Origin of the sequence: Deinococcus aquiradiocola, from assembly GCF_014646915.1 — a bacterium.
Classification (GTDB): Bacteria; Deinococcota; Deinococci; order Deinococcales; family Deinococcaceae; genus Deinococcus; species Deinococcus aquiradiocola.
Genome location: NZ_BMOE01000001.1, coordinates 790,876 through 810,103, shown reverse-complemented (window position 1 = coordinate 810,103; position 19,228 = coordinate 790,876). Strand labels below are relative to the sequence as shown.

The window sequence follows — 19,228 nt, the reverse complement described above, 5'->3', positions numbered from 1 at the left end:
CGGCGTGACCGCCGGAAGCCAGTGATAAAGTGAGGCCAACATGACCAACATCGCCAAAGGGCTCGAAGGTGTACTGTTCACCGAAACAAAGCTCACGTTCATCAACGGAACCGAAGGCATCCTGACCCACCTCGGCATCCCGATCCAGGAGTGGGCCGAGAACAGCACCTTCGAGGAACTCAGCCTCGCGCTGCTCGACGGGAAACTCCCCACCGCCAGCGAACTCGCCGCCTTCGACGCGGACCTCCGCGCGAACCGCGCCGTGCCCGCCGAACTGCTCGACATCATCAAGGCGTACCCGAAAGGCATCCACCCGATGCAGGCCCTGCGGACCGCCGTGTCGCACCTCGCGCTGTACGACAAGCAGGCCGAGGACACCAGCGACACCGCCCGCCGCGCCATCTCGGTGCGCCTCATCGCGCAGATGTCCACCCTGATCGCCGCCATCAACCGCACCCAGCAGGGTGAGGAGCCCGTCGCGCCGCGCGCCGACCTGACGCACGCCGGGAACTTCCTGTACATGCTCAAGGGCACCGAACCCACCCCCGAGCAATCCCGCCTCTTCGACATCGCGCTCGTCCTGCACGTCGACCACGGCATGAACGCCAGCACCTTCACGGCCATCGCCACCGCCAGCACCCTCAGCGACCAGTACTCCACCGCCGTCAGCGCCATCGGCGCCCTGAAAGGCCCGCTGCACGGCGGCGCGAACGAAGCCGTGATGGACATGCTCGACGAGATCGGCACGCCCGACCGGGCCGCCGACTTCATCAACGCCAAACTCGACGCCAAGGAGAAGGTCATGGGCGTCGGGCACCGCGTCTACAAGTACTTCGACCCGCGCAGCCGCGTCCTGCGTGACTACGCCGCGCACGTCGCCGAGAAGGAAGGCAAGAGCCACTACTACCAGATTCTCGAAGTCATCGAGAAGACCGTCGTGGACCGCCTGAGCAGCAAGGGCATCTACCCCAACGTGGACTTCTACTCCGGCACGGTGTACAGCGACCTCGGCATCCAGAAGGAGTACTTCACGCCGATCTTCGCGCTGGCCCGCATCTCCGGCTGGTGCGCCAGCGTCAACGAGTACGAGCGCGACAACCGCCTCCTGCGCCCCGACGCCGTGTACAGCGGCGCCGAAGGTGCCCACTACATCCAGATTCAGGACCGCAAGTAAGACAGAATTGAGCTGAACTCCCGGCGTTCAGCAGAGCGGAGGGGCCGGGTCTTCGGACACCGGCCCCTCCGCCCTGTCCGGTCACGCGGTGGGGCGCGGGTCCCGCCGGGCGAGCCACACGGCCAGCGCCAGCAGCAGCGCGCTCACGCCCGCGATGAGCACGAACAGGGCGCGCGGCGAGGCGGTGAACACGGCTCCGGCGAGCGCGGCGGCCGGGACGGAGCACAGCAGCGCGAGCGTCTGCACGGCCGAGTACAGGTCGGCGGCCCCCTGGCCGGGCAGGCGGGCGAACAGCGCCGCGTCCCGGTACGTCTGCGTGAGGAACGTCGCGCCGCCCAGCAGGCTCACCACGAGCAGCATCACGCCCAGCTGCCCGGCCGGAACGAACAGCAGCGCCACGGCCCCCACCAGCCCGAGCGCCCGCGTGAGGACCAGGGCGCGCGTGACGGGCAGCGCCGCGAGGCGCGGCAGGACCAGCGCGTACAGCAGTACCGTGACGGCCACGCCCGCCACCGGCACGTACGACAGCGCCTGCGCGCTGAAATGCAGCGTGCGGCCCAGGAACAGGATCTGGAACAGGCTGAGCTGCTCCAGAAATACCGTCAGGACGTAGAAGGCCGTCACGCCCATCAGGCCGGGATGCCCGCGCATGCCGGCCACCTCGGCCAGCGAGTGACGCAGGCTCTGCAGGACGCCCAGCTCGCGGTGCTGCGCGCGGGCGGCGACGCCGCTGACCGTCTCGGACGTGAGGGCGTTGCGCCACACGAACATGACGGTCATGCCGATGCCGCCCGCGAAGTACAGGGCGCGCAGGGTGGGCGTCACGCCGTGCCCCGCCATGACGAGCCCCACCAGCGGTGTGAGCAGCCCGCAGCCCGTCACGAGCAGGTTCAGGATCGCGAACACCCGTGCCCGGTGCCGCTCCTGCACGTCCTCGATGACGAGCAGGCTCCACGACACGCCCACGATGCGGTTGCTGGCGTTGAGGGCCGCCGCGACCGCGAACGCCGCGAAGCTCTGCGCGAACGCCCACACGAACATCGGGGCCGTCCACGAGATCAGGTCGCCCCACAGGGTCGTGCGTTTGCGGCCCACGCGGTTCGTGACGGGACCCGCCAGCGCCTGGAACACGAACGACAACGCCAGCCCCAGCGAGCCCAGCACGCCGATCTGCGTGCCGGACAGCCCGACGCTGCTCATGTACAGCGGCGCGTAGTACAGCAGCGGCGTCGCGAACACCGCCCACAGCGGCTCCAGCAGGATGGAGTTGCGCGCGTTGCGCGGCAGGTCCTCCAGCGCCCGCACGCGCGGCCCACGCCGGGACGGGGGAGGGGACGTCAGGCGCGCAGCCCGCGTTCGCCGTGCAGGGTGCGCTCCACCGCGTCGCTCACTTCACGCTCGAAGCGCGTCAGGTGCTCGCGCAGCCGCATGAGTTCCGTCTCGTCGAGCGTCGGGAGCCACAGCACGCTGCGGCCCAGCACCGCGAACGTCACGCTCTCGTCCAGCCCCAGCGGACTGCCGGGACCGTCCTCGTCGTCGTCCGTTTCGAGCGGGTCGAGGACCAGCGACCCGTAGTCGAGGTTCTGGTTCATGAGGTTCACGCCCATCAGGACGTCCATGAGGGCTTCCTCGTCCACGTACAGGTTCAGGTCCAGGTGCAGGCGCACCAGCACGCCTCCGTCCTCGGCGTCCTCCACGAACAGGGCCACGCTCGAATCCCCTTCCCGGACCAGGGCGCCGTCCTCAACGCTTTCGACATCCAGTCCGTCACGGCGAAGCGCCGCCAGAATGCGCTGAAGTTCGGTCATGTCAGGAAGTATAGAGGGTTTCCGCAGACGCCCTGCCGCGCGGCAGCCCTCCAGCACGCCATTCCCGCCCGCCACGGGGCAAGGCGGACCGGCCTGCGGGCGTGGCGTCCGGGCAGGCGGGCCGGGCGCGTGCCACAATCAGGCATGGTGACCGCCATTGTCCTCATTCAGGCCCAGCGTGAACAGATCGCCGAGACGGCTGCCGCCCTCGCCAACATCAAGTACGTGGGCGAGGTCTACAGCGTGACCGGCGAGTGGGACATCGTGGCCCTGCTGCGCCTCCCCGACTACAGCCACCTCGACGAGGTCGTGACCGGCAGCCTCCGCAAGATGAGCACCATCCTGCGCACGCAGACGATGCTCGCCTTCCGCGCGTACAGCCCGGACCTGCTCGACCAGGGCTTCGGGGTGGGCGTCACCGAGAAGTGATACGGCGTTGAGCTGAACGCCCGGTGTTCAGCCGGGCAGAGCCAGCACCGGGCCGGAGGCGGTCTGTCAGGCGGTCGCGCCCGCCGCACCGTCCGGTTCCGGCTCCATGCCTTTCATGGCGTCCAGCACGTGCTGCATGTGCTCGTCGAGCGGCACGCCGAGTTCCTGAGCGCCGAGTTCCACCTCGTCACGGTTCACGCCGCCCGCGAAGGCCCGGTTCCTGAACTTCTTCTTCAGGCTCGCCAGTTCCACGCCGCGCACGTCCCGGTCCGGCCGGACGAGCGCGGCGGCCTGCACGAGGCCCGTCAGTTCGTCCACCGCGAACAGCGTGCGGGACAGGCGCGATTCCCTCGGCACGCCGCTGTACGTCGCGTGCCCCATGATGGCGTCCAGCACGTCTTCCGGCACGTCGCCGCGCACCCGCAGGAACTCCACCCCCCAGAACGGGTGCTCCTGCGGGTGCCGCTCGTAATCGAAGTCGTGGAGCAGGCCCGTCACGGCGTACCGTTCCTCGTCCTCTCCCCAGTTGCGGGCGTACCAGCGCATCGCGGCCTCCACGTTCAGCATGTGTCGCTGCAGGCTGGCGCTGGGCGTGAACTCGACCATCAGGGCGTAGGCGTCGGCACGGTTCATGCCGGGCAGTCTAGAGCATCCGCCTGAACAGCTGCCCGGCCCTCGTGACCGAACGGCGTGCGGAGCTGCCGGGCTGAAGCAGCCTGGAAACGGAAACGCTGCCGGCACGGGGCAGGCAGCGTTCGGGGTGGGGGCAGGTCAGGCCGCGCGGCCCGTCATTCCCACTCGATGGTGGCGGGCGGCTTGCCGGTGATGTCGTACACGACCCGGTTGATCTCGTGCACCTGATTCACGATGCGGTTGCTCATGGTCGCGAGGAAATCGTACGGGAGGCGCGCCCATTCGGCCGTCATGAAGTCGTCGGTCGCCACGGCCCGCAGCGCGCACGTGTAGCTGTACGTGCGCTCGTCGCCCATCACGCCGACGCTCTGGATGGGCGTCAGCACCGCGAGTGCCTGCGAGCAGCTGTCGTACAGCCCGAACTCGCGCAGGCCCGAGATGAAGATGTCGTCCACGCGCTTCAGGATGTCGAGCTTGTCGGGCGTGATTGCGCCCAGGATCCGGATGGCGAGGCCCGGGCCGGGGAAGGGGTGACGCATCCGGATGTGGTCCGGCAGGCCCAGCAGGCCCGCGATCTGCCGTACCTCGTCCTTGAACAGCGTCCGGAACGGCTCCACCAGCTTGAAGGCCAGGTCGTCCGGCAGGCCGCCCACGTTGTGGTGACTCTTGATGTTCGCGGCGCCTTCACCGCCGGAACTTTCGATCACGTCCGGGTAGAGGGTGCCCTGCGCGAGGAAGTCGAAGGGGCCGTACTCGCGCGCTTCCTTTTCGAAGGCGCGGATGAATTCCCGCCCGATGATCTTGCGTTTCGCTTCCGGGTCGCTCACGCCGTCCAGTGCGCCGAGGAACTGCTCGCGGGCGTCCACCGTCACGAGGTGCACGCCGAGCGGCTTGAGGGCCGCCTCGACCTGTTCGCGCTCCCCGAGCCGCAGCAGGCCGTGATCGATGAACACGGCCGTCAGGCGGTCCCCGATGGCGCGGGCGAGCAGCAGGCCGAGCGTGCTGCTGTCCACGCCGCCCGAGATGGCGAGCAGCACGCGCCCGTCCCCCACCTGCGCCTGCACGTCCGTGATGAGTTCGTCCACGATGTGTTCCGCCGTCCAGTCGAGGGCCGCGCCGCACACTTTCAGGTAGTTCAGGAGCAGCTGCGTGCCCTTGGGGGTGTGCACGACCTCCGGGTGGAACTGCACACCGTAGCGGCGCGTGACGGTGTTCTCGATGGCGGTGACGGGCGTGTCTTCGGTCTCCGCGACGACCTCGTACCCTTCAGGGAGGCGCGTGACGCTGTCGCTGTGGCTCATCCACGCGACGAACTCGCCCTGGATGCCTTCGAACAGCTGCCCGCCGTACCGGGTGAGGTCAGCCTTGCCGTACTCGCGCTTCCCGGCGCGTTTCACGTCGCCGCCCGCCTGCTGCGCCAGGAACTGCATGCCGTAGCAGATGCCGAGGACCGGCATGTCGAGGTCCAGCACGCCCGGCGCGGGGCGGGGCGCGTTCTCGTCGTACACGCTGCTCGGCCCGCCGGACAGCACCACGCCGACCGGCTTCTCCTGCAGGATGCGTTCCAGCGGGGCGTTGCCGGGAAGGATGACGCTGTACGCGCCGAGTTCGCGCATACGCCGCGCGATCAGCCGGGTGTACTGGCTGCCGAAATCAAGGATGACCACACTCACGCCGTGCATTGTACCCACAGGGAGGCGGGACGGACCGGAGGCGGGTCAGGCAGGTGCCAGGCTGTCACTTCAGGGCGACAGGGAAGGGCGCGCCGCTCGGGACGGTGACGGTGCCGTTCTGCGGGTCGTGGCCGGGCGCGCTGAACTTCAGGGTGTACTGTCCGGGCGGACCGGGGAACTGCAGCGTGCCGGGAACCGAGCCGACGACCGCGCCCGGCTGCAGGGCACTGCCGGGCGGGGCGTGCACGAGCGTCACCGTGACGCGCTCCCGGCCCGTCACGGTGAACGCCTGACTGCAGCACGCGCCGGAGGGCGTGCCGCCGCGACCGAACACCCAGAACGCCCCGAGCAGCAGGACCAGCACCACGCCCGCGATGAGGGGGAGGTTGGCGGGCCTGCGTTCACGGACGGGCGTGGGCGGGCCGGGCTTGACGACGCGCCACGAGTGGTCCTCCTCCCAGCCGATCCGGAACGGCTGCCCGCGTCCGGGCGCGTCCGCTGAAAGGGCGGGGCGCGGCACGGCGGGCGGCGCGGCCCCCGTCAGGGTGGGGGAGGAGGCGGGCGTGAAGCGGGCAGGCCGCCCCGCCGCGCCTCCGGGTGCGGGTGGCGTGCCGGGCGCGTCCGTGCCGCCGTCCTCGCCGGGCTCCTGCACTGATGCCGCGTCGTCCGGCGTCCACTCGGGAAGTTCCTCGTCCTCGAAACCGATCCGGATGGGGTCCGGGATGGACGGCGCGCCCTGCCGCTGCCCTGCCGTGGTGGGCGCGGGCGTCTGCGGCGGTCCTTCCGGCAGGGGATCGCCGATCACGATCACGTCCCCCGGCGCGCGGAACACGGTGGGCGTCACGTCCGCCGCCACGGGGTCAGGCACGGGCGGGATCACGGTGGCGGGCGCCACGGGGACCGTTTCCGGCGGGCGAACTGCTGCGGTCATGGCGGCGTCTGCTGCGGATTCAGGCAGCGGCGTCTCGTGCCGGGGGGTGGGCACGAGGCGCTCCTGAGCCTGCCGCCGCTCCTGAGGCTTCGCGGCCCTTCCCGCGCGCTTCGCGGCCGGAGTGGACTGCAGCGGCAGATCTTCCGGTGCGGGCGCGGCGGACGGGACGGGCACAGGCGGCAGCGGTGGGGCAGACGGGGGCAGGGCAGTGGACGGTGCGGGTGTCCCGGCCCTTTCCGTCCGGAGGGCCGGAGGGGAGACTGCCTGAAGCGGCGCCGGGGCCACGGGGTCCGGCGCAGCCTCGGGGACAGGCACCGGCGCGGTGCGGGACTGCCCCGCGCGGGACGTGTCACCGCCCGCCTCCGTGAGCCTCGCGAGCGCCTCTGGCGCCGTCAGTTCCTCCAGGCCCTTCAGGGCGGTCGGGCGCGGCCCCAGGCTGTCCAGCGCCGCCGCGAGCGCCCGCATGTCCCCCTGCGGCGTCGCGTCCGCCGCCCACGGCAGGCCCGCCCCGGCCAGACGCACGTCGCGCCCCACCTGCCAGAACTGCGAGGGATGCACCGCACCGTGCGAGACGCCCGCCCGGTGCAGGGCCGCCAGGGCGCGCAGCACGCCCGGCGCTGCCGTGGCCGGATGCGTCGCCAGCAGCGCCGAGATCGGCAGTTCCGTCACGGCGTACGGCTGCGCGTCCCACACGTCCACCTCCGTCACCGGCAGCAGGTCCGGCGACTCCGGCACAGCGCCCGGCAGCACGTACTCCGGCAGGTGATGCAGCAGCACCGGCATGCCCGTCAGACGGTCCACACCGTGCAGCGGCACGCTCCCCGGCACGGCCTGCAGCGTCGCCACGGGTGGCCGGGGCGCGCTGCCTGCCTGCCCGCCGGAAGCGGTTCCGAGCGGCGTGGCCGAGATGACGTACGGCCCGATGACCTTCATCCGCCGAGTATAGAGCATCCCCTTCCCGCAGGTTCGCCCACCGTGTGCTGGAAACGGCGTGCTGGTGCGGCTGCACTCCGGCCGCCCCGTGCGCGGGTCGCCGCTCCGGCCCGCCGGGAGGTCCGCCGTTCCCGCCGCGCTTCCCGTCCTGCCCGGCGCGGGGGTGCGGCACGTTCCGCTGCCCGCCTTTGTAACCCCTTAACTTGCTCCGCGCGTCCCCGTGCGCTAAAACTCGCTCATGCATGAGAAGTTGCTGGCCGCCCTGAGCACGGTGAACGATCCCGAGCTGCACCGTGATCTGGTTTCGCTGGGCATGATCGAGCGGGCCGAGGTCAGCGGAGGCGTCGCCGACATCAAGGTCAACCTCACCACGCCCGCCTGCCCCCTCAAGGCCACCATCCAGGCCGACGTGACGCGCGCCGCGCTCGGCGTGACCGGCGTGGAGTCCGTGCAGGTCGAGTTCGGCGCGCAGGTCCGCACGCAGGCCACGCCGCCCCTGCCGGGCGTCAAGAACATCATCGTGGTCGGCAGCGGCAAGGGCGGCGTCGGGAAGTCCTCCGTCGCCAGCAACCTCGCCTGCGCCCTCGCCGGGACGGGCGCCCGCGTGGGCCTGCTCGACGCGGACGTGTACGGCCCCAGCATCGCGCACATGATGGGCCAGGGCACGGCCCGCATCACCGCCAACGCCGAAAAGAAGATGCAGCCCATCGAGGCGCACGGCCTGCGCTTCCTGAGCATGGGGAACCTCATGCCTGCCGGTCAGGCGCTCGTGTGGCGCGGACCGATGCTGCACTCCGCCATCGGGCAGTTCCTGAAGGACGCCGCGTGGGGCGAACTCGATTACCTGATCGTGGACCTGCCGCCCGGCACCGGCGACGTGCAACTGTCCCTGACGCAGTCCGTGCAGCTCACGGGCGCCGTGATCGTCACCACCCCGCAGGACGTGGCGCTCCTCGACGCGAGCCGCGCCATCGACATGTTCCGCAAGGCGAGCGTCCCGGTGCTCGGGATCGTGGAGAACATGAGTTACTTCGTCGCGCCCGACACCGGCCTCACGTACGACATCTTCGGGCGGGGCGGCGCGCAGAAGCTCGCGCAGAGCTTCGGGGGCCTCCCCATCCTGGGCGAGATCCCGCTCGACACCGAGGTCCGGCAGGACGCCGACGCGGGCCGCCCCTCGGTCCTCGCGCACCCCGACAGCCCCGCGTCCCGGGCGCTCACGCAGGTCGCCCTCAACCTCGCGGGCCGCGTGAGCGTGCAGACCTTCACCGGCTCCCTCGAGCCGCTCCCGATGGCCTGAGGGACGCCGTGACCGTCTCCGTGCCCCCCGCGTCACCGCAGGCCCTCGGCGCCCCCCTGCAGGGCACCAAGGCACGCCTGCTGGAACTCGTCAAACGGCACGGCTCGCCGACCGTGCAGGCCCTCGCGCAGGACCTCGACATCAGCGTCCCCGCCGCACGCAAGCACCTCTGCGACCTGCAGGAAGCGGGCCTGATCGACGCCCGTACCGAGAAGCCCGGCGGGCGCGGTCGCCCGCAGCACGTGTACGTCCTGTCCGACCGGGGCGAGAGCACCTTCCCGAAATCCTACGCGAGCCTGTGCAGCGACGTGCTCGCCCACGTCCAGAAGCTCTTCGGTGAGGGGGCCGTCATGCAGGTCCTGTCCGAACGGCAGGCGGACCTGTACGCGCGCCTCGCGCCCGCCATCACCGGCACGCTCAGCGAACGCCTCCACACCCTCGCCCAGAAACTCCAGGAGGCCGGGTACGCCGCCGAGATCAGCCAGGAGGACGGCGTGTGGTACCTCAAGGAACGCAACTGCCCGGCCCTGAAGGTCGCGCGCGACTACGGAGAGCTGTGCGAGTCCGAACTGCGGCTGTACCGTGACCTGCTGGGCGTCCCGGTCGTCCGCGAGACGCGCATCGCGTGCGGGGCGGCCGAGTGCCGCTACCGCGTGGGCTGAATGACGAACGGGCCGCTGTACGGCCTCGTCGCCTGGCCCTGCCCCGAACTCGACGGCTGGCTGCGCGCCCTGCAGGCCCGACTGAACGTCCGCGCGTACGGCGAGCCGCACCTGAACCTCCGCGCGCCCTTCCCCGCCGACGTGCCCGAGGAGACGCTCGTGCACGACCTGCGCGCCCTGCTGTCCGGCGTTCCGGCCTTCGAGGTGCACGTGAGCGGCTGGCGGTACTTTCCGGGCATCGTGTTCCTGGAGTGCACCCTTGGGCCGGACCTGGCGGCCCTGCACGACCACGTGCTGGCGCTCCCGTCCGCACCGCCGCAACCGTACGACCAGAAGGCGTACATTCCGCACCTCACGCTCGCGCTCGGCGTGCTCCCGTGGGCGCAACCCACCCTGGAAGCCACGCTCGCCCCGCTCGTGCCGCCCGTGCAGCACTTCGAGGTGTCGGCCCTGAGCCTCACGGTCGAGGCGGGCGGCGAGGTGCGCGAGGTGCACACCTTCCCGCTCACCGCGCCCACCCCGCACCCCCACTGACCTGCAGAGACGCCCGCGCCCACACCGGACCCCGCCCGGCCTGCGCTAGCATCCCGGCATGACCGGCCCCCGCATCGACCTGAGGAGCGACACCGTCACCACCCCCACCGAACGCATGCGCCGCGCCATGCACGAAGCGGTCGTCGGGGACGACGTGTACGCCGAAGACCCCACCGTCAGCGAACTGCAGCGGGAAGCGGCCGACCTCCTCGGCTTCGAGGCGGGCCTCTTCATGCCGTCCGGCACCATGACCAATCAGGTCGCCATCGCCGTCCACACGCAACGCGGCCAGGAAGTCATCTGCCCGGAAGGCTCCCACATCTACGAGTGGGAACTCGGCATGATGGCCACCTTCTCCGGCGTCGTCCCGCGCTTCGTGCCCGCCCCGCGCGGCGTGCCCGACCCGGACGACGTGCGCCGCGCCATCCGCCGCAGCATCCACCAGTCACCGAGCGGCATGATCTCCCTGGAAGACACGCACAACAAGGCGGGCGGCACCGTCCTCCCGCTCGAAGTGCTCGCAGGCGTGCGCGACGTCGCCGAGCAGGAAGGCCTGCCGCTGCACCTCGACGGGGCCCGCATGATGAACGCCGCCGCCGCGCAGGGCGTCCGGCCGAGCGACATCGCCCGGCACTTCCACAGCGTCAGCCTGTGCCTCAGCAAGGGCCTCGGCGCGCCCGTCGGCAGCGTCCTCCTCGGCAGCCGCGACTTCATCGGCGCCGCGCACCGCTACCGCAAGATGATGGGCGGCGGCATGCGCCAGGCAGGCATCCTCGCCGCCGCCGGCCTCATCGCGCTGCGCGAAGGTCCCGCCCTCCTCCAGGAAGACCACCGCCGCGCCCGCGAACTCGCCGTCACCCTCAAGGAAGCCGGGTACGACGTGGACCTCGAAACCGTGCAGACCAACATGATCTACGCGACCCTCCCCGACGCGCAGACCCGCGTGAACGCCTGGGCCGCACGCGGCCTCCTCGCGAGCGCCCTCGACCACGACCGCGTCCGCTTCGTGCTGCACCACCAGATCACCGACGACCTCCTCGCCCACGCGCAGGACATCATCCGCAGCTGACCCGCCCCGCCCCGGGAAGGATCGGCTACCCTGGGCAGCATGCCCGTGTACGTCACCGACAAACCGCTCCGCCTCACCTCACACGACGTGGTCGCCCGCGCCCGCCGCGCCCTCCACACCCGCCGCGTCGGACACACGGGCACCCTCGACCCGCTCGCCACCGGCGTCCTCGTGCTGTGCGCAGAGGACAGCACCAAACTCGTGCAGTTCATGGAGCACGACACCAAGGACTACCTCGCCTGGATCAGCCTCGGCGCGGGCACCCCCACCCTCGACGCCGAAGGTCCCGTCAGCGAGGAACGCCCCGTCCCCACCCTCGACCATCCGGGCGTGCAGGCTACGCTCGACACCTTCCTCGGCCCGCAGATGCAGGTCCCGCCCCAGTACAGCGCCATCCAGGTGAACGGCCAGCGCGCCTACGCCGCAGCCCGCGCAGGCGAACACATCGACCTGCCCGCACGGCCCGTCCAGCTGCACGAACTGACCCTGCTCGGCCTGCACGCCACGACGGACGCCGCCCCGCACACCTTCTCGCCGGACGCGGACGGACGCTGGCACCCGGACCCCGCAGGGCAGACCTTCACCCTCCCGCCCACCCTCGGCGACCACCCCACGCTGCTCGTCTGGGCACGCGTCGGCAGCGGCACGTACATCCGCTCCCTGGCACGCGACATCGGCGCGGCCCTCGGCACCACGGCGCACCTGTCCGGACTGGTCCGCACCCGCGCAGGCCGCTTCGGACTGCAGGACGCCGTCCAGCTGACCGACCTGGAAGGCGCCGCGGGCCTGGATGACCTCGCCGCCCTCGACCTCCCCACCATCCCCGCCACGCCCGACCTGGCCCTCAAGCTCCGGCAGGGCAAACGGCCCGCCTGGCAGGACACCGGCCGCTTCCTCGTGACGCTGGACGGCGCCCTCGTCGCCGTGGCCGACGGGGACGGCCACACCCTGAAAGTCGTGCGCGCCTGGAACTGAAGACGGCACGCCGCACTCCGGCCAGGGGCTACGGGCCGGTGCAGGCGACAGACGGAAGCCGGACCGTCAGGCATACTCCCTTCATGCCCACGCAACTGCTGAACGTCGGTGATACCCGTCTCTTCGCGGATCTCCGGGGCCCGGAGCACCTGCCGCCGCTGATCGTGCTGCACGGCGGTCCCGGCCTCGACCATCACGAGTTCGCCGACTACCTCGACCCGCTCACCGACACGGTGCGGCTGGTGCTGCTGGACATGCGCGCGCAGGGCGAGAGTGACCGCGACGCGCCGCAGGACACGTGGACGCTGCCGCAGATGGCGGCCGACGTGAGCGCGGTGGCGCGCGCGCTGGGAGCGACGCGGTACGCGGTGCTGGGTCACTCGTACGGGTCGTTCGTGGCGCTGCAGCACGCGGTGACGGAGCCGGGCGCGGCGGCGGCGAGCATCGTGTGCTGCGGCGTGCCGTCGAGCCGGTACCTGGACGACATTCCCGCGCGGCTGGAGGCGTTCGAGCCGGAGTCGCTGCGGGAGGTGGTGCGGGCGTCGTGGGCGGACGAGGTGAACGTGCGGACGGAAGCGCAGTTCGAGCAGCTGATGGTGGATCAGATGCCGTGGCACTTCGCCGACCCGAACGACGCGCGCATTCAGGAGTACGCGCGGCGCAGCGCGGGCCGGTACGCGCCGGACGTGCTGCGGGTGTTCTCGGCGGCGGGGTACGGCGGCCTGGAGGTGGAGGACCGCCTGCAGGCCGTGACGTCGCCCACGCTGGTCCTGGCGGGCCGATTCGACCGGACATGTCCGCCGGAGGCGTCCGAGGCGACCGCGGCAGGCGTGCCGGGCGCGCAGCTGCACGTGTTCGAGCAGAGCGGGCACATGCCGTTCGTGGAGCAGCCGCAGGAGTTCCTGACGGTCGTGCGCGACTTCCTGCGCGCCGCGCTGCCCGAACACGCCTGACACGGTGTTGATCCGATTCCAGGGATGCCGGAAACGACACCGGCATCCCTTCCATCTTCTCCAAACCGTGCTTTTTGGTACTCGCTCCGCTCGGCTGAACTCTAAAAGTTCAGCTCAAAATCGTATGACACGACGTGCCTGAAGCGGGCGCGCCTCACATCCGGGCGGCTGGCGGTACCGGTCACGGTGGGTCCCTGGCGGTGTCGGTCACGGTGTGCGCCCCGCGTCCGCTCTAGCCTGTGGCGTGGCCAAGAAGCACCGCCAGCCCTCCGCTCCGCCCGAAACGTACGTTCAGCTGCTCCCCATGCCCGGCACGCGCGTGCTGTTCTGGGCGGTCGGCGAGTGCCCCTACTGCGAGGGGCGGCACTATCACGCGGCCGGAACGGAACGGGACGACCCGACCGAACGACTGGGCGAAGTGCAGGCAGGGTGCGGCGGCGGACCGTACGTGCTGGCCCTCCCACCCCGCCCGGCCCGCAAGAAGGGCAAGAAAGCCAGGCGGCGCGAAGCGTGGGACGACGCCCGCGATGACGCCCTGTGGGACGACCGGGACGAGTGATCCGGTGTTGAGCTGAACTTTTGGAGTTCAGCCGAGCGACAAGGGCGCCAAAAAGTCCGGTGTTGAGGAGGTGGAAGCAGGCAAGCGTCCTGCAGGGCGCTGTTCTGCCCAAGAAGGGATGTCGGTGCTGTTCCCGGCATCCCTGGAATCGGATCAACACCGTATGACCGGGGCGCCGCTCCGCCTGACGGACTGACCGGACGCGGGCACGCACCCCGAACCGGTGCGCAGCAGCGGCACGCTACACTGCCCGCATGCGAATCATCAGGGGCAGGACCGGCACCCGCACCGTGTGGGGCGAAGTGGAGGGCGACACCGTGCACGTCACGGCAGGCATGCGCGGCGAACGGACGGGGGAGACCGTCCCCTTCGCGGACGTGACGCTGCTCGCACCGGCCGAGGGCGGCAAGGTCGTCTGCGTCGGGCGCAACTACCTGGACCACATCCGCGAACTGGGCAACGACAAGGGCGACCTGCCGACCGAGCCGGGCATCTTCCTGAAAGGCGCGAACGCGCTCGCCGAGCCAGACGGCACGGTCGCGTACCCCGACTGGACCGAAAACTTCCACTACGAGGGAGAGCTCGCCCTCGTGATCGGCACGCGCGCCCGGCACCTCACGCCGCAGAACGCGCTCGCGCACGTGGCAGGCTTCACGTGCGCGAACGACCTCACGGCCCGCGACCGGCAGAAGACGGACCTGCAGTGGTTTCGCGCGAAGGCCGCCGACCGCTTCTGCCCGCTCGGCCCGTGGCTCGTCCCGGACCTCGACCCCGCCGACCTGCGCGTGCAGACGCGCGTGAACGGCGAGACGCGCCAGGACGGCCGCACCAGCAGCATGATCTTCCCGGTGGTGGACGTGCTCGTGTACCTGACGCGCTTCGTGACGCTCGAACCAGGCGACGTGGTCCTCACCGGCACGCCCGAAGGGGTCGGGCCCGTGCAGCCGGGCGACACGGTGGAGGTCGAGGTGGAAGGCGTGGGCGTGCTCCGCACCCGGATCGGCCCCGTCGCCTGACCGGCCTGTCGCCTGACCTGCCCGGCACGTGACCGGGAAGCGGCCCCGGACGGGTGACTGTTTCCAGCAGGACAGGAACGCCGGGACTGCAGCTCAGTCCCGGCGTTCCTGTCTTTCCTGTCAGTCTGGTGCGGTTATTCCTTCACGCCGCCGGCGACGGTGCCGCCCGTGAAGTACTTCTGGAAGCCGTAGAACAGCGCGATGATCGGCAGGGCGCCGAGTGTCGCGGCGGCGGCGAACACGCCCCACTTGGTGCTGAACTGTCCGGCGGTGAAGGAGCGCAGCATGACGCCCACCGTCCATTTCTCCACGCCGGTCAGCAGGACGTTCGCGAGGATGAATTCGGCGTACGTGCCGATGAACTGGTTCAGGAAGATGAACACCAGCATGCTGCCGGACAGGGGCAGCACGACGCGCGTGAAGGCCGTCCAGCGGGTCGCGCCGTCCACCATCGCGGCCTCTTCGAGGCTCTCGGGGAGGCTCTCGACGTAGCCTTTGTAGATCCAGGTGTTGAAGGCGATGGCGCCGCCGGAGTACGCGAGGATCAGGCCCGTGAAGCTGTTGATGAGCCCGAGGTTGAAGAGCAGCGCGTAGATGGCGACGAGCGCCAGGAACACCGGGAACATCTGCACGAAGATGAAGAACAGCAGCGTCTGGAAGCGGCCCGGGAAGCGCAGGCGCGCCATGGCGTACCCGGCGGTGGTGGACAGCAGGATGGCGAGGACGCCCGTGAGGCCCGACACGAGGAGCGTGTTGCGGACGGACAGCAGGAACTTGCTCTCGTTGCCCTGCCCCTGGAACTGCGCGGGCGTCATGAACACCGCGAGGACCGCCAGGGCGACCACGAGGACGCGCGTGGCGATGGTGCGGGGGCGTTCGAGGCCCTGGTCGCTGCCGCGCGCGCGGGCCATGAGGGTCAGCACGAGGAGCGCGCCGAGGGACGCGCCGACCAGCACGGCCAGCGCGACCTGCCAGCCGGGGATGGTGACGCCGTCGAAGAGCTTCCCGAAGTTCTCCCAGGTCAGGCCGCTGAGTTTGGGCAGCAGGCCCGTCTTGTAGAAGATGTTGGGGTTCGAGAAGTCCGGGAAGGCGAACAGGCTGTTCTTGGGGTCGAAGGCGGCCAGCAGCACGTACAGCAGCGGGTACACGGCGACGAGCACCACCAGGATCAGGAACAGGTGCGTGAGCTGGTCGCCGAGCACCTGCCAGTAGTTGATGGTGCGGCCCGTGCGCCGCTGCCCGTACCGCTGCCCGATCAGGCTGGTGAGGGCGAGGACGCCGCACGCGGCGAGCAGGAACAGCAGGAAGCGGATCCAGCCGCCCTTGACGGTGTAGATGGTGAAGCTCGGCGCGCGGCCCTGCATGCTCTGCCACAGCACGAAGCCCAGGTACCCGAGGCCCGCCACGATGGCGGCCAGCACCAGCCACGGGACGGCGCGGCGCAGGGCGCTGGGTTCCCGGTGGACGTACACCTGCGTGGTGTCGTGGGTGTCGGTGGTCATTTGCGGGCCTCCTCGAACACGCCGGCCGCCTTGAAGTTCAGCAGGCTGATGCCGAGCGTCAGGAAGAACACGATCATGGCGATGGCGCTCGCCATGGAGTAGTTCTGCCCGCCGCTGGACGCGAAGGCCGTGTTGTAGCCCCACGACAGCAGGATGTCGGTCGCGCCTGCCGTGCTGGTGCGGCCCGGCACGCTCGGCCCGCCCGCCGTGAGCAGGTAGATCACGCCGAAGTTGTTGAAGTTGAAGGCGAAGCCGGACAGCAGGATCGGCGTGAAGGAGTTGCGCAGCAGCGGCAGGGTGATGTTCACGATCTGCTGCCAGCGGCTCGCGCCGTCGATGCTGGCCGCTTCGTACAGGTCGTCGCTGATGGTGCTGAGGGCCGAGATGGTGGCCGTCATCATGTACGGGAAGCCGAGCCACAGGTTCACGAGCAGGATCGTGATCTTGGCCCAGAGGGGGTCGGTGAGCCACGGGACGGCCGACACGCCGAGCAGGCCGAGCGTCTTGTTGACGACCCCGAACTGCTGGTTGAAGAGCGCCACCCACATCTGGATGGTGATGACGCTGGGGATGGCCCACGGCAGGAACAGCAGCGTGCGGTACACGTTGCGGCCCTTGAGGCGCTTGTTGTACAGCAGCACGCCCAGGATGAGGCCCGCGGCGGCGTTCAGGGCGACAGTGCTGAACGCGAACACGACCGTCCACACGAACACCGGCACGAGTTCGTTGCTGGCGCGCGAGAAGATCTCACGGAAGTTCGCGAGGCCCACCTGCCGGATGGCGTTCAGGCGCGTGCCGTCCGTGACCTTGAAAGTGTCGGCGACCGGCATGGCGAGGCGTACGCTCAGGCCGTCCACGCCCGTGATGCGGGCGTTGACGGGCACGGCGGCGTCCTCGTCGTACAGCACGACCGTTTCGTTGCTGCAGGTGGCCTGCGCGCAGCCCAGGAAGCCCGGCAGGTCCTTGGCTCCCTCGGGCAGGGACTTGAAGGTGATGGTGGTGCGGTCGGCGTTGATGCTGACGGGCGTTTTGACGCTGGTGTCGCCGTAGCCGCTGTTCACGCCGGAGTAGTTGGTGAACGCGTAGCTGATGGTCAGCACGATCGGCAGGATCGTGAAGGCCGCCAGGAACACGAGTGCCGGGACGAGGTAGTACCAGCTCTGAATCCACGGGAAGAGCCGCAGTGCGATCAGGAGCGTGATCAGCATGAGCGGCACCGTGATGATGAGGATCAGGTACGACGGTGCGGTCGGGTAGCTCTGCGAGATCAGGCCGCTGACGAGCCAGCCGATGAGGGCTGCGCCGCCCAGCGCGGCGATCAGGATGCCGATCGCGGCGAGAATGCCGAGCGGGCCCTGCGGCGGAACGAGCCGCTGAGCGCGGCGGTCTTGCGGGACGGCGGCCGTCATGTCGGCCGTCCCTGCGCTTCGGGTGAGTCTGTGTGCATGTGGTCCCCGTGGGTGACGCTGTGGGTCTGAGGAACGGCTCCTGGAACGGCTGGGTTCCGGGAGGTGACGAAGGCCGGGTGCGGCCCCATTCTGAATCCTTCGCCCGCCCGGAACAAGGTGGCCTGTCCAAACGGGTGGCCGTGCCGGGCTGGAATGGAGCGAGGGCGGAAGGGGAGGGGTCCTTGGACTCCTTCCCCTTCCGCCCTCGCTCCTGCCGTGTCCGGGTGCCCGGCGGCCTTCCGGTCGGGTGGGCGGGTCAGTCTTGGCGTGACTGTCCCGCCCGCGTCCGGGTCACTTGATGTTGCTGTTGATTTCCTTGACGGCGCTGTCGAGGATGCCGCTGTAGTTGGCGTTGGGCTTCTGGACGCTCTGCGCGACGGCGTTGCTCCAGGGGCCCCACACGGCGCCCATCTGCGGGATGTTCGGCATGGGCGTCCCGGCGCTGATGGCCTTGCCGAAGCCCACCACGACCTTGTCGGACTTGAGGCTCACGCGGGCGCTGAGGCTGGCGGGGATGCGGCCGCCCGCCTTGTTGAAGCTGATCTGCGCGGCGCTGCTGACGAGGGCCTTGGCGAGCTGCGCGGACGCGACCTTGTTCTTGCCGTAGGCGTTCATCATGACGCCCTGCACGCCCACGAAGGGGCTCCACTTGCCGGTCGCGCCGGGAGGGGTGGGGAGGTTCGCGATGCCGTAGTCGATGCCGGCCTTCTTGATGTCACCCATGTCCCAGGGACCGGTGAGCAGCATGGCGAGGCGACCGTCCGTGAAGGCACTCTTGGCGACGCCGCCGTCCACGCCTTCGGGGATCAGGTTGTACTTGTAGCGCAGGTCGTTCAGCAGGGACACGGCCTTGTCGGCGCCCGCGTTCGCGAGGCCCACGTCCTTCGGGTTGAGGGTGCCGCCGGTGTTCTTGAAGACGTAACTGCCGTACGCGCTGAACACGCCGTAGTTCATGTAGGCGTTGCTGAGGTCCACCAGGAAGCCGAACTTGCCGTTGCCGGTGTTCGCCTGCGCGGCCTTGATGAAGCCGTCCCAGGTGGTGGGAACGGTCGGGACGAGCTTCTTGTTGTACACGACGGCGACCGCTTCGGCGAACATGGGGAGGCCGAAGAGCTTGCCGTTGTACGTCATGGCGCTCAGGGCCGTCTTGTCGAGGTCGGTCTTGCTCGTCACGTACTTGTCCATCGGCTCGATCACGCCGGCAGCGGCGAGCTGACCGAGGCGGTCCTGCGGGAGGGACACGACGATGTCGGGACCCTGGCCCTTGGGGGCCGACTGGATGAACTTGTCGGGGATCTGGTCGAAGGGCACGGAGACGATGTTCACGGCGTTGCCGGTCGCCTTGGTGTACGCGGCGGTCTGCGCCTTGAGCCAGGGGAGTTCCGCGTCGCCGAAGTGCGTCCACACGGTGAGGGTGGCGGCGCCGGCATTGCCCATCAGGGCGAGGGAGAGGACCATCAGTGCTTTCTTCATGTTGGCTCCTTGGGGCGCCACCACTCCAGACGGAATGGAACCGCTTCCAGTATTGAAATCCGTTCGGACGCTACAGAAGAACGCGGCAGCCCAATGCTGCCTGCCTCTGGTCGAGCGAACACGTGTTTGTTCGGCACGCATTATAGGCACGACACA

18 protein-coding genes are annotated in these 19,228 nt (G+C 69.9%); 10 read left to right on the top strand and 8 right to left on the bottom strand.

Features of this window, described 5'->3' with window-relative positions; genetic code table 11:
- The first annotated feature begins 40 nt into the window (after positions 1 to 40).
- Complete coding sequence (locus IEY33_RS03810) at positions 41 to 1,174, top strand: citrate/2-methylcitrate synthase (protein ID WP_188960854.1); 1,134 nt, start codon at positions 41 to 43, stop codon at positions 1,172 to 1,174.
- 81 nt (positions 1,175 to 1,255) lie between these two features.
- Here the strand turns inward: IEY33_RS03810 and IEY33_RS03805 are convergent, their stop codons facing one another.
- Together IEY33_RS03805 and IEY33_RS03800 are read right to left on the bottom strand one after the other, a co-directional pair.
- On the bottom strand, positions 1,256 to 2,479 hold the full coding sequence (locus tag IEY33_RS03805; RefSeq protein WP_229670719.1) for an MFS transporter: 1,224 nt from the start codon (positions 2,477 to 2,479) through the stop codon (positions 1,256 to 1,258).
- A 32-nt stretch (positions 2,480 to 2,511) separates the two neighbouring features.
- Positions 2,512 to 2,982: a hypothetical protein gene (locus IEY33_RS03800; protein WP_188960853.1), complete on the bottom strand. Its 471-nt coding sequence runs from the start codon at positions 2,980 to 2,982 to the stop codon at positions 2,512 to 2,514.
- Between the two features lie 144 nt (positions 2,983 to 3,126).
- Between IEY33_RS03800 and IEY33_RS03795 the strand changes: the two genes are divergently transcribed.
- The gene (locus IEY33_RS03795; protein ID WP_188960852.1) at positions 3,127 to 3,411 is read left to right on the top strand and encodes an Lrp/AsnC ligand binding domain-containing protein; all 285 of its coding nucleotides are present in this window, start codon (positions 3,127 to 3,129) and stop codon (positions 3,409 to 3,411) included.
- Positions 3,412 to 3,477: 66 nt separating this feature from the next.
- On the opposite strand, the gene IEY33_RS03790 is transcribed toward IEY33_RS03795, so the two are convergent.
- The 3 genes from IEY33_RS03790 to IEY33_RS03780 form a co-directional block, all read right to left on the bottom strand.
- The gene (locus IEY33_RS03790) at positions 3,478 to 4,044 is read right to left on the bottom strand and encodes an HD domain-containing protein (protein WP_188960851.1); all 567 of its coding nucleotides are present in this window, start codon (positions 4,042 to 4,044) and stop codon (positions 3,478 to 3,480) included.
- Positions 4,045 to 4,199: 155 nt separating this feature from the next.
- On the bottom strand, positions 4,200 to 5,717 hold the full coding sequence (gene guaA / locus IEY33_RS03785) for a glutamine-hydrolyzing GMP synthase (protein ID WP_188960850.1): 1,518 nt from the start codon (positions 5,715 to 5,717) through the stop codon (positions 4,200 to 4,202).
- Between the two features lie 64 nt (positions 5,718 to 5,781).
- On the bottom strand, positions 5,782 to 7,581 hold the full coding sequence (locus IEY33_RS03780; RefSeq protein ID WP_188960849.1) for a hypothetical protein: 1,800 nt from the start codon (positions 7,579 to 7,581) through the stop codon (positions 5,782 to 5,784).
- Between the two features lie 238 nt (positions 7,582 to 7,819).
- Between IEY33_RS03780 and IEY33_RS03775 the strand changes: the two genes are divergently transcribed.
- The 8 genes from IEY33_RS03775 to IEY33_RS03740 all read left to right on the top strand — a co-directional run bounded on the left by IEY33_RS03775 (position 7,820) and on the right by IEY33_RS03740 (position 14,649).
- Positions 7,820 to 8,881 (top strand): Mrp/NBP35 family ATP-binding protein, encoded by a 1,062-nt coding sequence (locus IEY33_RS03775; RefSeq protein WP_188960848.1) that lies wholly within the window; start codon positions 7,820 to 7,822, stop codon positions 8,879 to 8,881.
- Positions 8,882 to 8,889: 8 nt separating this feature from the next.
- Entirely contained in the window at positions 8,890 to 9,543 is a 654-nt protein-coding gene (locus tag IEY33_RS03770) for a helix-turn-helix transcriptional regulator (RefSeq protein ID WP_188960847.1), read from the top strand.
- On the top strand, positions 9,544 to 10,077 hold the full coding sequence (locus IEY33_RS03765; protein ID WP_188960846.1) for a 2'-5' RNA ligase family protein: 534 nt from the start codon (positions 9,544 to 9,546) through the stop codon (positions 10,075 to 10,077).
- 58 nt (positions 10,078 to 10,135) lie between these two features.
- Positions 10,136 to 11,146, top strand: a complete 1,011-nt coding sequence (locus tag IEY33_RS03760) for a threonine aldolase family protein (protein WP_188960845.1) — start codon at positions 10,136 to 10,138, stop codon at positions 11,144 to 11,146.
- 39 nt (positions 11,147 to 11,185) lie between these two features.
- On the top strand, positions 11,186 to 12,121 hold the full coding sequence (truB, locus tag IEY33_RS03755; RefSeq protein WP_188960844.1) for a tRNA pseudouridine(55) synthase TruB: 936 nt from the start codon (positions 11,186 to 11,188) through the stop codon (positions 12,119 to 12,121).
- An 83-nt stretch (positions 12,122 to 12,204) separates the two neighbouring features.
- Positions 12,205 to 13,074 carry an alpha/beta fold hydrolase gene (locus tag IEY33_RS03750; RefSeq protein WP_188960843.1) on the top strand — a complete coding sequence of 290 codons (870 nt, stop codon included), beginning with the start codon at positions 12,205 to 12,207 and terminating at the stop codon, positions 13,072 to 13,074.
- Between the two features lie 244 nt (positions 13,075 to 13,318).
- Positions 13,319 to 13,633 carry a hypothetical protein gene (locus IEY33_RS03745; RefSeq protein ID WP_229670718.1) on the top strand — a complete coding sequence of 105 codons (315 nt, stop codon included), beginning with the start codon at positions 13,319 to 13,321 and terminating at the stop codon, positions 13,631 to 13,633.
- Positions 13,634 to 13,887: 254 nt separating this feature from the next.
- The gene (locus tag IEY33_RS03740; protein WP_188960842.1) at positions 13,888 to 14,649 is read left to right on the top strand and encodes a fumarylacetoacetate hydrolase family protein; all 762 of its coding nucleotides are present in this window, start codon (positions 13,888 to 13,890) and stop codon (positions 14,647 to 14,649) included.
- A gap of 134 nt (positions 14,650 to 14,783) precedes the next feature.
- On the opposite strand, the gene IEY33_RS03735 is transcribed toward IEY33_RS03740, so the two are convergent.
- The 3 genes from IEY33_RS03735 to IEY33_RS03725 form a co-directional block, all read right to left on the bottom strand.
- Entirely contained in the window at positions 14,784 to 16,151 is a 1,368-nt protein-coding gene (locus IEY33_RS03735; protein ID WP_188960841.1) for a sugar ABC transporter permease, read from the bottom strand.
- Entirely contained in the window at positions 16,148 to 17,560 is a 1,413-nt protein-coding gene (locus IEY33_RS03730) for an ABC transporter permease subunit (RefSeq protein WP_188960840.1), read from the bottom strand. The genes IEY33_RS03735 and IEY33_RS03730 overlap by 4 nt, the downstream gene beginning before the upstream one ends.
- Positions 17,561 to 17,890: 330 nt before the next feature.
- Positions 17,891 to 19,072: a sugar ABC transporter substrate-binding protein gene (locus IEY33_RS03725; RefSeq protein WP_188960839.1), complete on the bottom strand. Its 1,182-nt coding sequence runs from the start codon at positions 19,070 to 19,072 to the stop codon at positions 17,891 to 17,893.
- Positions 19,073 to 19,228: the final 156 nt, after the last annotated feature.